Annotated in this window: 10 protein-coding genes; 8 read left to right on the forward strand and 2 right to left on the reverse strand. The window is 62.6% G+C overall.

Annotation, left to right across the window (positions count from 1 at the left end; translation table 11 throughout):
* Positions 1 to 61: 61 nt before the first annotated feature.
* Positions 62 to 544 (reverse strand): hypothetical protein, encoded by a 483-nt coding sequence (locus tag ACLKMW_RS10830; protein ID WP_415724637.1) that lies wholly within the window; start codon positions 542 to 544, stop codon positions 62 to 64.
* A gap of 8 nt (positions 545 to 552) precedes the next feature.
* Complete coding sequence (locus ACLKMW_RS10835; RefSeq protein ID WP_415724475.1) at positions 553 to 1,323, reverse strand: response regulator transcription factor; 771 nt, start codon at positions 1,321 to 1,323, stop codon at positions 553 to 555.
* Between the two features lie 584 nt (positions 1,324 to 1,907).
* On the opposite strand from ACLKMW_RS10835, the gene ACLKMW_RS10840 reads away from it, so the two are divergent.
* From ACLKMW_RS10840 to ACLKMW_RS10875, 8 genes are all read left to right on the forward strand, one after another.
* Positions 1,908 to 3,764: a hypothetical protein gene (locus tag ACLKMW_RS10840; protein ID WP_415724476.1), complete on the forward strand. Its 1,857-nt coding sequence runs from the start codon at positions 1,908 to 1,910 to the stop codon at positions 3,762 to 3,764.
* A 132-nt stretch (positions 3,765 to 3,896) separates the two neighbouring features.
* Entirely contained in the window at positions 3,897 to 5,897 is a 2,001-nt protein-coding gene (locus tag ACLKMW_RS10845; RefSeq protein ID WP_415724477.1) for a type I secretion protein, read from the forward strand.
* A 21-nt stretch (positions 5,898 to 5,918) separates the two neighbouring features.
* Positions 5,919 to 8,285, forward strand: coding sequence for a type I secretion system permease/ATPase (locus tag ACLKMW_RS10850; RefSeq protein WP_415724478.1), 2,367 nt, complete (start codon positions 5,919 to 5,921; stop codon positions 8,283 to 8,285).
* Positions 8,286 to 8,300: 15 nt separating this feature from the next.
* Complete coding sequence (locus tag ACLKMW_RS10855; protein ID WP_415724479.1) at positions 8,301 to 9,644, forward strand: HlyD family type I secretion periplasmic adaptor subunit; 1,344 nt, start codon at positions 8,301 to 8,303, stop codon at positions 9,642 to 9,644.
* A 429-nt stretch (positions 9,645 to 10,073) separates the two neighbouring features.
* Entirely contained in the window at positions 10,074 to 10,499 is a 426-nt protein-coding gene (locus ACLKMW_RS10860; protein WP_415724480.1) for a dihydrofolate reductase family protein, read from the forward strand.
* A 152-nt stretch (positions 10,500 to 10,651) separates the two neighbouring features.
* Positions 10,652 to 13,276 (forward strand): DNA translocase FtsK, encoded by a 2,625-nt coding sequence (locus ACLKMW_RS10865; RefSeq protein WP_415724481.1) that lies wholly within the window; start codon positions 10,652 to 10,654, stop codon positions 13,274 to 13,276.
* Positions 13,277 to 13,383: 107 nt separating this feature from the next.
* A complete protein-coding gene (locus ACLKMW_RS10870; protein ID WP_415724482.1) occupies positions 13,384 to 14,067 on the forward strand; it encodes an outer membrane lipoprotein carrier protein LolA in 684 nt (227 codons plus the stop codon).
* A gap of 116 nt (positions 14,068 to 14,183) precedes the next feature.
* A complete protein-coding gene (locus tag ACLKMW_RS10875; RefSeq protein WP_415724483.1) occupies positions 14,184 to 14,996 on the forward strand; it encodes an exodeoxyribonuclease III in 813 nt (270 codons plus the stop codon).
* Positions 14,997 to 15,019 lie beyond the last annotated feature (23 nt).

Genomic DNA, 15,019 nt, shown 5'->3' on the forward strand with positions numbered 1-15,019 from the left:
CCGTTTGCTTACAGCTGCAAAGACTAAGGACGGGCCGCCGCTCAGACCACGGTCATAACGTCTAGAATGGGAAGGCGTTTTCCTTCACCACCTTCCAGATCCGCTTGTTGATTTTACCGATTTCATCAATGCTTTGCGTGACCCGCGCGAGCTCGGCGTCGTTCAGCTCCTCGATTTTCCCGTAGCGAATCTCGTCCTTGGCGTCGAAGATGCGCATGAGCTGCGTGCTGCCATTGGCCCCGGTTTCATCGAACGAATAGATGCAATGATTATATTTGTTCCGCAGCTTGCCCTGCTGGGTCAGCTCCGCGGTGATATCGAGAATTTCCCGGCGGCGGGCCGCAGGCGTCTTGCGCATCTTGGCCAGCCGCTCGACCAGGTCGATGCGTGCCCGCGTGGTGTTCAAGGTGAGAAAGATGACGATCGCCGTTTCCTTGTCGACCTTGGCGAGTCCTGCGATCAGGTAGATGAGCAGGCTTTCGGTGTTGGTCCATGTATAGTTGAGCTGGCCGACAAGAAGCAGGATATCCTGGAAGCGCGGCATCTGCATGCTCATTCGCTCGGCCTGTTGCCTATGCCGTCCGCGCCTGCCCCGCCCGAACCGGCAAAACGGGCGCCCTCGAGAAAGATGGCGGCGGCGGCCGTGCGGTTCTGTGCGCCGAGCTTCTTGATGATGTGGTGGAGGTGAACCTTCACCGTATATTCCGACAGCTTGAACTTCGCCGCGATCAATTTGTTCTGAAGGCCATGCGAAACCATCTCCAAAATCTGGATTTCGCGTTCGGTAAGGGTCTTCAGACCTCCCTTGCGTGCCTTTTCGGGACCATGCCCGTTGTACAAGGCCTCGCCGTTGCGGCCGAATCCGGTCCTTGCCTGGAACAGGGAGGAGGGAAAATATTCCCCGCCACGCAGCATCAGGCGGATGATCGAAAGCCAAAGATCGAGCTTCAGATTCATGGGCAGCACCCCGCGAACCGTTCGTGAGGCCAATATCCTTTCAGCCGCGTCGCCGCGCCCAAAAGCATCGTCATACATCACCGCCATGAGCGCTGCAGGGTGACGGAGCGAAACTTCACCGCAGAAGAGATCGAGATCGTCGAGCAGGCTGGGATCGACGAGGATCAGCGAGACCGGATGATCGAAGCTGCCGCAGGCGTCCTTGATGCAGTCGACCTGTTCGACGGATATCCAGGGGAACTCCTGCTGTATGGCGCAGATCAGGCAATCGGAAACGCTTCCGACCGGGGCGGCGACCACCAGCGCCCTACCGAAAGCGGAAGTGACCCGCTCAATTCCCGGCGTGGCATTCTTCGTCCCGAACATTGATGTGCCTCACCCATGCCCATGCGGAAGCTTTGATCATTCCGGCTGGAGCATCGTAGATTGCGCAAAAGGCGTCGCTGCGTCCATTCCTCCGCTAAGCGACAGCCATTCTCTTAATGAATGACACGCTCTTCCTACGCGGGGCGTAAATAGCTCGAACGACGTAAGCTTCTTACACGCTCGGCGCGCAAAATCCGGCGACTGCCATCCGCCAGTCGCCCGGCCGATCATTGGAGCTATGAGCCGCGGGCTGTCCCGCTCAAACGAGCTAGCTCCATTTCGCAACTATTCTTTTCGGACCTCCCGGCCGAAGGTTTTCGTGCCTGGGCAATGGCTTGGCGAGCGCGCGGTTGTTTTGTTCAAACACGTGCGATCGTCCTGGATGGAGGCGTTCGGCAGCATAATGCGGGCCTCAGAGCCGCACCGCTCGCCTCCGACCACAACCAGGAACGGCAAAGGTGCATCCGGATCTCGACGCTCCGGCGGCCCTTTCCGAAAGGCAAAGCAACCGTCCGCAGCAGCTGAAAACACCGTATGAGATGAATGGTGGTTATGCTGTCCGCGGCCTTGATGAGGACAGTGAAATGGGTACTAACGGTAATAACAACCACAATCTTTTCTGGCTTCCCTCGCAGAGCCAACATCAGGACCAGGACCAGGATCAAGACCAGTTGCAGGCTCAGGCGCAGGCCCAATTGGGACTCCAACTGCAGGGCCAGGGCCAAGGTCAGTACCAGGAATCCTACAACACCAACGAGAACGACAATACAAACGGCAACGACAACACGAACGACAACACCAACAGCAATTCCAACACCAGCGATAACACGAACGACAATACCAACGACAACACGAACGATAACACCAATTCCAATACCAACGAGAACACCAGCACCACCAATGTCGATGTGCAGGTGGACCTTGACTTGACGGGGTGGGACCCGTCCGATGACGACTTTGCCGATATCGATCTTCAGAACTCGACCGTCGACAATCTGTTCGTCAATCGCGACGGCGAGATCCACTACAATCCGGGCGACGACATCTCCTTCGACGACATGCTGAACGGCGCGCTGGGCGGTGAAGGCAACGACATGTCCTTCGTCCAGAACCAGGTCGGCGACCTTGAAGACAACGACACGCTCGAAAGCGCCTATGTCGAGAACAACGCCGCCTTCAACCAGAACGGTAATGCGAATGGCGGCGAAGCCTTTGCCGACGAAGGCATCGATGCCGGCGGCGGCGGCGGCGGCGGCGGCGGCGAAGCCTTTGCCGATGGCGGCAACGGCGCCGATGGCGGCAATGCCACTGGCGGCGGCGCCACAGGCGGCGCAGGCACAGGCGGCGCGGCCACCAGCAGCGCGACCGGCGGAGCCGGAACGGGCGGATCGGCGTTTGGCGGCATAGCCACGGGCGGTCAGGGCTTCAGCGGCGCGGCCACCGGCGGAGCCGGAACGGGCGGTGCTGGCGCCGGTGGCGCAGGCGCGGCAGGCGGTGCCGGCAATGGCACGGGCGCCGGCCTCGGCGGTCTCGGTGTAGGCGTCGGCGTTGGTGCTGAAGGCGGCGATGGCGGCGATGCTGGCGACGGCGGCGCCGGCGGCGACGGCACCGGCGGCGCGGGTGGCAATGGCAACGGCGGGGACGGCGGCGATGGAACTGTCGGCGATGCCGGCGATGCCACCGGCGGCGATGGCGGCGCGGCAGCGGCTGCTGCAGCGGCTGCGGCTGCGGCAGCGATCGTTGCTGACGCTGACGCCGGGGCTATTGCGGCCGCGATAGGCGGCGCGGGTGGTGACGGCACAGGCGGAGCTGCTGGAGACGGTACAGGCGGCGACGGCGGCCTCGGCAGAGGCGGCGATGGTGGTGACGGTACTGGCGGCGCGGGCGGCGACGGCGGTGACGGTGGCGCGGGCGGCGAAGGCGGTCTCGGCGCAGGTCTCGGCTTAGGGGCCGGAGTGGGCGTCGGGATCGGCGCGGGCCTCGGCGGTGACGGCGGCAACGGCGGTGACGGCACCGGTGGTGACGGCACGGGCGGCGCAGGCCGGAGCGGTGACGGCACCGGCGGAGCAGCCACGGTCGGCGCAGCCAATGGCGGCGACGGCGATGGCGGACACGGCCTCAGCGGCGCCTGGGCCGGTGACGGCAATGGCGGCGATGCGTGGGGCGGCGACGCCACCGGCGGGGACGGCGGCAATGGCGGCGATGGCGGTGTTGCCACGACCGGCTTCGGCGGCGCCGGCGGTAACGGCGGACAGTGGGGTTCCGGGAATGGCGACGACGGCATCGTCAACGGCATTTCGGAGGCTCATGCCGACGCGTCCATCGATCTGACCGCCTTCAACCAGAGCATCGTCATGGGTGCCAACCTGATGGGCAACACCATCGACATGACGGTTGTCGGTAGCGATCTCAACAGCACGTTCACCGGCGAAGACGTCTAAACGATAAAAATCCGCAGTCGCACAATCAAGAAGGGCTGCGCGGAGATTCTCCGCGCAGCCCGCCACTGAGCAAGTCCGCATTGGTCGTCAGTACGCGTCGACCGCACCAAGAAGGAGGCTACTCCCGTGGTTATGGACAAGATCACCGAGGCGATCGCGCATTTCATCGGCTTGTTCGAAATCGCGGTCGAAGAAGACCGCCTGAGAAAGGATTATACGGAATTCCAGGCCGCGAAAGCCGCGGCGGCAGAGCAGCCGGAACTGCCCGACTTCGACGCGCAAACCAAGGCGCCCTTTGATTTTCTCGGCATGGATCCGGGGCTGCGCTACGTGCCGCCCGCTCCTGAACTGGTCAAGGCGGCCACCTGGTGGGAAGGCGTCTATCCGGCGCCCGAGGTTCCCACTGGCCCGGTACGTTTCCTTTCGCCTGAGGGACGACTGCCCGAGGCGGATTTGCCGTCCATGGCGTCGGTGCGCTTCTCCATGGAAATCGATCCGCCGCATTCCGTGGCGGCCCGGATGAACCAGGACATCGCCCTTCACGACAATGACTATGTCAGCGTCGGTGGCCACGGCCTGAAGTTCACGCCGGTGACCGATCATGCCCCCGAAATCGCCGAACTCATCGCAAACAGCGCCGAACTGTCGCCCTTTGGAGCGCTGCAGCAGCCGGGTTCGTCTGAAGAGATCGGCAGCTTCATTCAGCAGGCTGCCTCCACCCTGACTGCTTTCGCTCAAGAACACGCCGAAGACGACGGCATGTTCATCGTCGATCAGGATGTGATCACCGGCATCTACGTCAACGGACAGGTGGTCGCCGAACGACCGGACCTGAAGGAGCACCTCCCCGGAAATGACGAGGAGGAGACGGAGGAGGAGACGGGCGATGCATCCGATCCGACGGTGCATCAGGTTTCCGGCTCCGGCGAGTTGCAGATCGACGCATCGGTCGAACTGGAAGCCGGCGGCAATACGCTGGTCAACACGGTGATGGTGAGCAGCAACTGGCTGGCCGCAACGGTGACCGCCGTCGTCGGCGATCATATCGAGCTCAACGCGATCGTTCAGATCAACGCCTGGAGCGACAACGACCTCGCCGGCTCTAGCCTGAACGGGTGGACGCTGGATCCCGAGAGCCTGACCGAGAGTTTCAACATCGCGATGTTCCAGCGCATCGACCCGACCGACAGCGCCGAGCAAGCCGCGCAGCCGGTCGACGACTTTCCCGAGAATTGGGTGGTTACTCAGATCGATGGCGACATGATCTTCATGAACTGGATCGAGCAGTTCAGTTTCGTCATGGACAACGACGTTCACGTCCTGTCCTCGTCCGGGGTCACGACCACGGTAACGACTGGCGCCAATACCGCCTTCAACGACATCTCCTTCCAGGAGCTTGGCTTCTACTACGACCTCATCATCGTCGGCGGAAACATCTATGACGCCAACATCATCCAGCAGATGAACGTGCTCTTCGACGACGATCTTGTCGGCGCGGTCGACGGTTTCCAGACCACCGGTGATGCGAACCTTTCCACCAGCGGCAATTTGCTCTGGAACAGCGCCAGCATCACGAATATCGGCGGGGCCGACCGTTTCGACGCGCTGCCGGACGCTTATCGCCTGGCTGCCGAAAATCTCGCGGCCGGCAACAAGGATTTACCCGACCAGGTGTTGCAGGACGACGCCTTCGCCAATTTCGGCGGCCTGCGGGTGCTCTATGTGACCGGCGACATCCTCGACCTGCGATATGTCAAACAGACCAACGTGCTCGGCGACGCCGACCAGGTTGCGTTGGCCATGGAGCAGGTGGGCGAGGGCCATCCCGAGGCCGATTGGACGATTGCCACCGGATCGAATGCGTTGGTCAATGTCGCCGGCATCATCGACGTCGATTCGGGCGCGAAAACCTATGTCGGTGGCGATCACTATTCGGACGAGATCCTGATTCAGGCCGAACTCGTCTCGGCCGACCCCGAACTTGGCGGCCGCGACCCGGACGTACTGGTCAGCGAGGCGGTCGCCTTTCTCGATGACGACACGTCCGATGCGAGCACCGGAGAAGCCCTCCCTGCTCCTCCTCCGGCAATCGATGCCGGGCACGCGGATGGCATGCAGTCGATATTGGCTTGAACGGAATCTCAAGGGGGCAAGATGTCTGGTCAACCATGGTGGCGGCCGCTTGACGATGAAGACGAGCGCGAATTTCCAAGGGCGCCTGTCGCCGAGATGAACGGCCCTCTGTCGCTCGTGCTCGACAGGCAGGAAAGGATCATCGAACAATCGCTAGCCGATCTCGACAAGGTCATTGCCGACCTCTACCAAACGGCGGGTCCGGAGCGCGCGAGACCAGTCCCTGACCAGAGCATCCTGCCCGCCCTCGACACCGCTTCCCCAGAACCCCTCCAGATCGATCGTACCGCTCAGTCGCCGGAGCAGAACTCCGCCATCGAAGCGGTCACCGCTGCCGCCGCCGCGGAACTGGAAGCCAGCTACGCGGAACTGAGCCAAGCCGTCCAATCGGAACGCCGGCAGCACCCGGTGATCGAACATCGCGAACCGGAAGCTGCAACTCCCGCGCAGGAATCGTCCCCGGCCGAAGCCGCGCCCGAACCGGCAACCGGGCGCAGCGCGCCGGAAGATCCGGCACCCTCCGCACCAGAAGCGAAGTCAGCGCATGGGACGCCTGGAACATTGACCATCGAAGGCGACAGCGGTCCGATCAAGTCCGAGAGCCAGGTGCCGACGGCAGACGGCAACAAGGGTGGGAAGGGCGGCGGAGGGCGGTTTCATCGCCGGCTGGGGCCGATAAATTTCGCGGACAACCTCAAGGCAGGGCTGAATGCGGTCAGGCAGAACCTGCTGATCGTGATGATGTTCACCGTTGCCAGCAACATTCTCGTATTGGCGATTCCCATCTATCTCTTCCAGATTTCCGACCGCGTGCTGACGAGCCGTTCGCTCGACACGCTTGTCATGCTCACCGCCGTGATCGTCGGGGCGGTGCTGCTGCAGGCGACCCTCGACGCCATCAGGCGCTTCATCCTCATGCGCACCGCCGTCGAGGTCGCCGCCCAGCTCGGCGGGCCAATCCTGAGCGCTGCCGCGCGCGCTTCGCTGCACAGCAACGGTCGCGAATACCAGACGCTCGGCGACCTCCAACAGCTTCGCTCCTTCCTGGTTTCGGGAACCTTGCTGGCGTTTCTGGATGCGCCGATGGCGCCCTTCTTCATCCTGGCGGTGTTTCTCGTGCACATCCATCTCGGCTTCATCGTCGTCGGATGCGCGCTGCTGCTGCTGGTGGTCGCGCTGATCAACCAGCGCGCGACCGCCGGCCCTTTCGGAGAAGCCAGCGTTCATCAGAGCAAGGCCAATCTGCATCTCGATTCGATGTCGCGGAATTCGCAGATCATCAACGCGCTGGCCATGATACCGGAGGCGGTGCGCCTATGGGGCCGCGACACCGCCGGTTCGCTCAAGGCGCAGGTCATTGCACAGGACCGCAACATCGTTTCGGCCGCTACCTCGAAGGCCTGTCGCCTGCTGACGCAGGTCGCCATGCTTGGCTGGGGCGCCTATCTGGCGATCGAAGGTCAAATCACCGGGGGCATGGTGATAGCCGCTTCGATCATCGCCGGCCGCGCCCTGGCGCCCGTCGAAGGGGCGATCGAAGGCTGGAATCAGTTCGTGCAGTCGAGAGCCGCCTATGGGCGCATTTCCGCGCTGCTGAAGTCCTCACCGCTCAATTTCGAGCGCCTCAACCTGCCGCGTCCGGAAGGGCGGCTCGATGTCGAGCGCCTGCTGTTCGTGCCGCAAGGGACGAAGCGCGTGGTGCTCAACGGCATCACTTTCTCGCTCAATCCGGGCGATTCGCTGGCGATCATCGGCAATTCCGGCGCAGGCAAGACGACGCTCGGCAAGATGCTCGTCGGCTCGATCCTGCCCACCTCCGGAAATGTCCGGCTCGACCTCATGGACCTGCGCAATTGGGACCAGCGTCAGTTCGGCGAGAACATCGGCTACCTGCCCCAGGACGTCCAGCTCTTCCCTGCCACGATCAAGGCGAACATCGCGCGCATGCGCGAAGACGCCAGCGACGCCGACATCTATCAGGCCGCGATGCTGGCCGATGTCCACGAGATGATCGCCACTTTCCCGCAAGGCTACGAGACCTTCGTGGCGGGCGACGGCGCACCGCTGTCTGGCGGCCAGAAGCAGCGCATCGCGCTGGCGCGCGCGTTCTTCGGCAATCCGCGCATGGTCATCCTCGACGAGCCCAACTCCAATCTGGACAGCGCCGGCGATGCCGCACTGGCGCGCGCGCTTGCCCATGCCAAGCAGGAGAAGATCACCGTCATCACGATCACCCAAAGACCGTCGCTGCTTCGCAGCGTCGACAAGATCCTTCTGCTCACCAACGGCACCGTGTCGCTGTTCGGCCGGCGCCAGGAGGTTCTGGCGGCACTGGCGGCGAGGGGGATGGGGCCGGATGCCGGCGCGGTCGCCAAGCAGGCGGGTTGAACAGGGCAAATGACGATGACGATAGTCGACGACGCGAAGCCTCACCACGCCGAATGGTACTCGGAAGTTCCCCGCTCCATCCGCAAGCAGACCATTATCGGCCTGACGTTGATGGCGGCTTGTTTCGGCGGCTTCGGCACCTGGGCCATGACAGCCCCGCTGGCCGCCGCCGTGATAACCCAGGGCAGCTTCGTCGCAACCGGGCAGAACAAGATCGTCCAGCACTTCGGCGGCGGCATCATCAAGGAACTGCTGGTCAGCGAAGGCGATCATGTCGAGCTCGGTCAACCGCTGATCAAGCTCGACGAGACGGCAGCCGAGACGAATGAACGCCAGCTGTTCCTGCGGCGGCTGCGGCTCGAGGGCATCATCGCCAGGCTCTCGGCCGAAGTCGACGGTCGCGAGACGATCTCCTTTCCCGACATAATCATGGAAAATCGGACCGACGACGACGTTGCGGCGATCATGGAGAGTCAGAATCTCAATTTCCAGGCGTCGCGAAGCAAGCTGAAGAGCGAGATCGGACTGCTCACTCAGAACATCGAGGCGCTGAAATTCCGCGCCAGCGGCTACCAGCAGCAGCTGGAGTCGATGGAGCGGCAGCTCTTGCTCCTCAAGGAGGAGTATGTCGGCAAGAAGACGCTTGCGGAGAAGGGACTTTTGCGCGCCACCGAGGTGAAAGCGATCCTGCGCGCCATCGCCGACGCCGAAGGTCAGATGGGCAGGCTGCAGGCCGAGGTGTCGGAAACCGGCGCGCAGATAAAGAAGCACGACCAGCAGATCATCCAGACGACCGATGCCTACAAGCAGGTCGCGCTCGATGAACTGCAAAGCATCGAGGCCGAGCTTGATACCGTGCGCGAACAGTCGCGCGAAGCCGAAAGCACGCTGCGGCGCACGACCATCCATGCCCCGGCTGCCGGCACGGTGGTGCGCATGATGTATCACACCTCGGGGGGCGTCATCGAAAGCGGCAAGACCATCCTGGAGATATTGCCCTCCGAAGTGCCGCTCATCATCGAGACGCAGGTGCCGCGCACCGACATCGACAATGTCCATGTCGGGCAGAAGGCGACGGTGCGGCTGATAGCGCTCAACATGCGCACGACGCCCGTCCTCAATGGCGAGGTCTACTATGTCTCGGCAGACTCCCTGCCGGACACGACCGGCAATGGCCAGCGTGAGGTCTATCTTGCGCGCGTCAACCTGCCGGTCAGTGAACTAACCCGCGTTCCCGGCTTTTCCCCGACGCCGGGCATGCCTGCCGAGATCATGATCCAGACGGCCGAGCGGACCTTCTTTTCCTACCTTACCAAACCGATCGCCGACAGCATGTCGCGGGCATTCATGGAACAGTGAGGCGGACGCGGGCGCATCATGCCGGCGCCTCAATAACGCCTCTTGGGAAATCCGGTTTGTGCGCCTCTCTTGACGGCGGGCGTGGTCCGCTGTCCGCAGTCAGCCGCCAGGAAGCTGGGGCGGCTTTGGCGTCCGGTCGGGCTTCGGCCTTGGCGACGGGCCGGGACCTGCGGGCACCGGCTCGTCAGGCACCTCGGGATGCTCCTCCGGTTGATGGTCGCTATCCTGCGGTTTTGACGAATGGCGACGGTTCGGATCAGTCTTTTTGGGATCATCGCTCATTGTTGTTTTCTCCTGTCATCCAATGACAATTCGACGGAAAGGCCGATTGTTCCAAGGACAGGGTCGGCCTGCGAGGCTGGATGAAACGAACCTGGACTTCGAGCGTTTGGCATTGGCAGCAAGCTTGCACGCCCAGGGATGACTCCCATGCAGCAAACCATAGTCAGAGTGATCTGCGCCATCGGCGAATCGGGGCAGCTTGGTCTCGAGGGCCGCTTGCCTTGGGAAGGCAACCGATCACCGGAATTTACAGCCGACGTTGCGCGCTTCTTCGACATCACCAGAGGACATGTCGTGATCGCCGGCCCCAAAACGATAGCCAGCGTTCCCGAATTCGCCCGTGTTGACCGGGAGTTTTTCCTGCTTCGCTCCAGCATGGCCCCTGAGGAGACGCTCAAGCGCTTTGCCGGCCGTGTCGTCTTCATCGGCGGCGGACCACCGGTCTGGGACGCCTATGCGCGCTTCGTCAGCCATTGGGATATCACACGACTGCCCTATGACGGGCCGGCTGACCGCTGGTTCAATCCGCGATGGCTCACGGCAGGCGGCTCGCAACCAGAATCCAAACCGTAAGTGATGCTGAGCGACGGCGGCAAGATTGGCGCTGCAAGCTTACAAAAACTCCATGGTTAATGCCGCCTTAACCTTCGCCCCGATAGTCTGACGGCGGAATCTGCCTGTGCGCGTTCGCGCCGGGGGACACATTGTTGCGGACGGGGAAAGGCATGCGTTCAGCCACACAATTCGCGCTGACCGAGGCGGAGCACGGTATCCAGGCATTTGCGCGTCGGCAGCTCGGCCGAATCGCCGGACTGGCGTGTTTCGCCTTTGTCGGTTTCGGCCTAGCCAGCCTCGGCACCTGGAACGTCGCCGATCCCAGCTTCAGCCATGCCACGGACAATCCGGTCACCAATGCGATGGGCTATCCCGGCGCGGTCTTTGCCGACCTCGCCATGCAGTTCTATGGACTTTCATCTGTGGCAGCGCTGGTGCCGGCGGTCATCTGGGGGTTTCTGCTGGCGACGGCGCGCGGCGTAGACCGCAAACCACGCCGCGCCGCCACCTGGTTCGGCGCCTCGCTCCTGCTTGCCGGCATCGCCGGCTGCACGACGCCGCCGGCAACCTGGCCGCTGCCGACGGGCCTTGGCGGCGTCTTCGGCGACATGGTGCTGAAAGTGCCGGGCATGGTCACCGGCGGATATCCTAACGGTTGGGCTGCAAGCCTGGTGGCGGTGATTCTTGCGGGCCCGGCGGTCTGGCTGCTTGCCTTCGGATCGGGACTCACATCGCGGCCTAACGGCTTTGCGGTGATGGACGATGCCGATGTCGCGCCCGAGCGGGAACCGGACAATCTTACCTTCGATGACGAGGAGGAAGGCGAAGGCATCCTGGCGATCGGCGCGATCACGCATTGGTGGCTGTCGTTCCGGGCCTTTTTGCGCCGCCGGGCGGCACGCCGCAGCGCGCATGACGAATTCGGCGGCCTCGACGCCCGTCCGCCGAGTGCCTGGCGGCAGGCGGCCGCGCGCGTCGACTTTGCCGAAGAGGCCGAGGCACGCGTCAGCAAGAATGGCAGGGCGCGCGTCGAGCCGGAATTCTTCGCCTCGATGGTGGCCGACGGCCGCACTGTTTCGGTCGACCCCGACGACGAGGATAGCGAGCCGGAAGACAATCTCGACTTCATGCCGGCTCCCGAGGCACCAGCCGCGCAGCCGGCCCAAGTACAGAATTTCCGTTCGCCGGCGCGCGTCGCAAGCCCAGCGCAACGCCCGGTTCCGGGAGCGCGCATCCAACGCGAGGCGCAGGCATCTCTGATCGGGTCCAACGATTTTGAAATGCCGTCGCTGCATTTCCTCAGCGAACCGAAGAATGTCGCTCGCGACCCTAGCCTGTCCGAAGACGCGCTCGAACAGAATGCGCGCCTGCTCGAAGGCGTGCTGGAGGATTTCGGCGTCAAGGGCGAGATCATCCATGTCCGGCCGGGTCCCGTGGTGACGCTCTACGAACTGGAGCCGGCTCCCGGCATCAAGTCCTCGCGCGTCATCGGGCTTGCCGACGACATCGCCCGGTCGATGAGCGCCATCGCCTGCCGCGTCGCGGTCGTGCCTGGCCGCAACGCCATCGGCATCGAACTGCCGAACGCCAAGCGCGAAACCGTCTATCTGCGCGAGATCATGGCAAGCCGCGATTTCGAACAGACCAAGGCGAAGCTCGCGCTGGCGCTCGGCAAGACGATCAATGGCGAGGCGGTGATTGTAGACATCGCCAAGATGCCTCACGTCCTGGTCGCGGGCACCACCGGCTCGGGCAAGTCGGTCGCCATCAACACCATGATCCTGTCCTTGCTCTACCGGATGACGCCGGACCAGTGCCGTCTGATCATGATCGATCCGAAGATGCTCGAACTGTCGGTCTATGACGGCATCCCGCATCTGCTCACCCCGGTGGTGACCGATCCGAAGAAGGCTGTGGTGGCGCTGAAGTGGACGGTGCGCGAGATGGAGGACCGTTATCGCAAGATGTCCAAGGTCGGCGTGCGCAACATCGACGGCTTCAACGCCCGCGTCGCGCAGGCGCAGAAGAAGGGCGAGCAGATTTCGCGCACCGTGCAGACCGGCTTCGACCGCCAGACCGGTGAGGCGATCTACGAGACGGAGGAACTCGACCTCGAACCGCTGCCCTATATCGTTGTTATCATCGATGAGATGGCCGACCTGATGATGGTCGCCGGCAAGGATATCGAAGGCGCGGTGCAGCGTCTGGCGCAGATGGCGCGTGCCGCCGGCATCCACGTCATCATGGCGACGCAACGCCCCTCGGTCGACGTCATCACCGGCACGATCAAGGCGAACTTCCCGACGCGTATTTCCTTCCAGGTGACCTCCAAGATCGACAGCCGCACCATCCTGGGCGAGCAGGGCGCCGAACAACTGCTTGGCATGGGCGACATGCTCTATATGGCAGGCGGCGGGCGCATCCAGCGCGTGCACGGTCCCTTCGTCTCGGACGATGAAGTCGAGAAGATCGTCGCCCACCTCAAGCTTCAGGGCGTTCCGGAATATCTCGACGCCATTACCGAGGACGATGACGAGGGAGACGAGGGCTCCTCGAAGGGCGGTGGCAGCGGCGGCGGCAATTTTGAGGAATCCGACGACCCCTACGACCAGGCCGTCGCCGTCGTACTGCGCGACGGCAAGGCCTCGACCAGCTACATCCAGCGTCGCCTCGGCATCGGCTACAACCGCGCCGCCTCGATAATTGAGCGGATGGAACAGGAAGGCATCGTCGGACCGGCCAACCACGCCGGCAAGCGCGAAATCCTGGTGCCGACGGAAGAGGACAAGTTCTGAAAATGCCGGCTTTGGTGGGCGCGGCCCCTTGCCGCCGCCCAACTTCAGCCCAAGTAAATGCTTACCGAACGATGGCGATATCGACGAATTCGAGAGTGATCAACGGTATGAACAGAAACGCATCGACCTCGAGCTTCCGGATGCAGGCAGGCCGTCGCAAGTTTGTCGGCATCATGCTCGCCGGCCTTGGACTTGCGACCCTCCAGGGTGCCGGCTTCGGCATGGTCACCCCGGCCTCGGCGGTGCCCTCGGACACCGCGCAAAAGATCGCCGATCATTTCGCCGGCGTGCGTACGATGACCGGTGAATTCGTGCAGTTCGGCCCTCGTGGCGAGCAGACCGGCGGCAAGTTCTATATCGAACGACCCGGCAAGATCAGGTTCAACTATGAGGGCTCGTCGGGCTTCAAGGTGATTTCGGATGGCCAGTCCGTCGTTCTCGACAACAAGAAGCTGAACACGGTCGATCTCTACCCGCTATCGAAGACCCCGTTGAAGCTTCTGCTCGACGAGCGCATCGATCTCTCCGGCGACAAGGTCAGGAGCGTCAAGGAAGAAGACGACCTCACCACGATCCAGCTTGCCGACAAGTCGGTGTTCGGGAATTCGACCATCACCATGATGTTCGATCCCAAGTCCTATGAGTTGCGCCAATGGACGATCACCGATGCCCAAGGCAAGGACACGACCGTCATGATCTTCAATGTGAGGAACGGCGTGACGTTCGACCAGGATCTGTTCAAGATCGATTACCGGCGCAATCTCGAGGTCAACAGGAAGAAAAACCGCTGATCCGCAGCCCGCATTGTGGACAGGGGCGTCGCGACGACATGGCGCCGCCTCTGGGCTTGTAATTTGTCGCCTGCACTGCCAGTTTCCGGGCATCTTCCTTAAGTGCCGGATTCCCCATGACGTTTTCGATTGCGACCTGGAACATCAATTCCGTACGGTTGCGCATGCCCTTGGTCGAGCGGTTTCTTCTCGACCATGCCCCCGACGTTCTTTGCCTGCAGGAAACCAAGTGCCCGGACGATCTGTTTCCGGCCAAGGCGTTCCAGAAGCTCGGCTACGAGCACATCGCAATCAGCGGCCAGAAGGGCTATCACGGCGTGGCGACCGTGGCGCGGCGTCCAATCGAACTCGTCGAAAAGCGGCAATTCTGCATGATGAACGATTGCCGGCACCTTTCGGTGCGGGTGACCGGCCGCAATAAGACGCTGCTTCTGCACAATTTCTACGTGCCCGCAGGCGGCGACGAACCTGACCCCGAGATCAATCCAAAGTTTCGTCACAAGCTTGATTTCGTTGCCGAAATGAACACGATTCGCGCCGAGCACGACGAAACGTCGGGTTCAATCCTGGTCGGCGACCTCAACATCGCGCCGCTCGAGCACGACGTATGGTCGCATAAGCAGTTGCTGAAAGTGGTCAGCCACACGCCGATCGAGACCGAGAATTTCGAGGCGATGCGCAAGGCCGGCAACTGGGTCGACCTGATGCGCCTCAACGTGCCGGACGACCAGAAAATCTACACCTGGTGGAGCTACCGCGCCCAGGACTGGGAGGCATCGGACCGGGGACGCCGGCTCGACCACGTCTGGTCGTCAGCAAACCTGGCGCCGAGCCTGCGCGGCATCGAGATCCTGCGCGAGGCGCGCGGCTGGGAACGACCTTCCGACCATGTGCCGGTGATCGCGCGCTTCGATCTGGCGCAGCTTTGAGTATACAGGCGCTTCCGGATTTT

This window comes from Borborobacter xinjiangensis (assembly GCF_047739745.1).
GTDB lineage: Bacteria > Pseudomonadota > Alphaproteobacteria > Rhizobiales > Rhizobiaceae > Pseudaminobacter.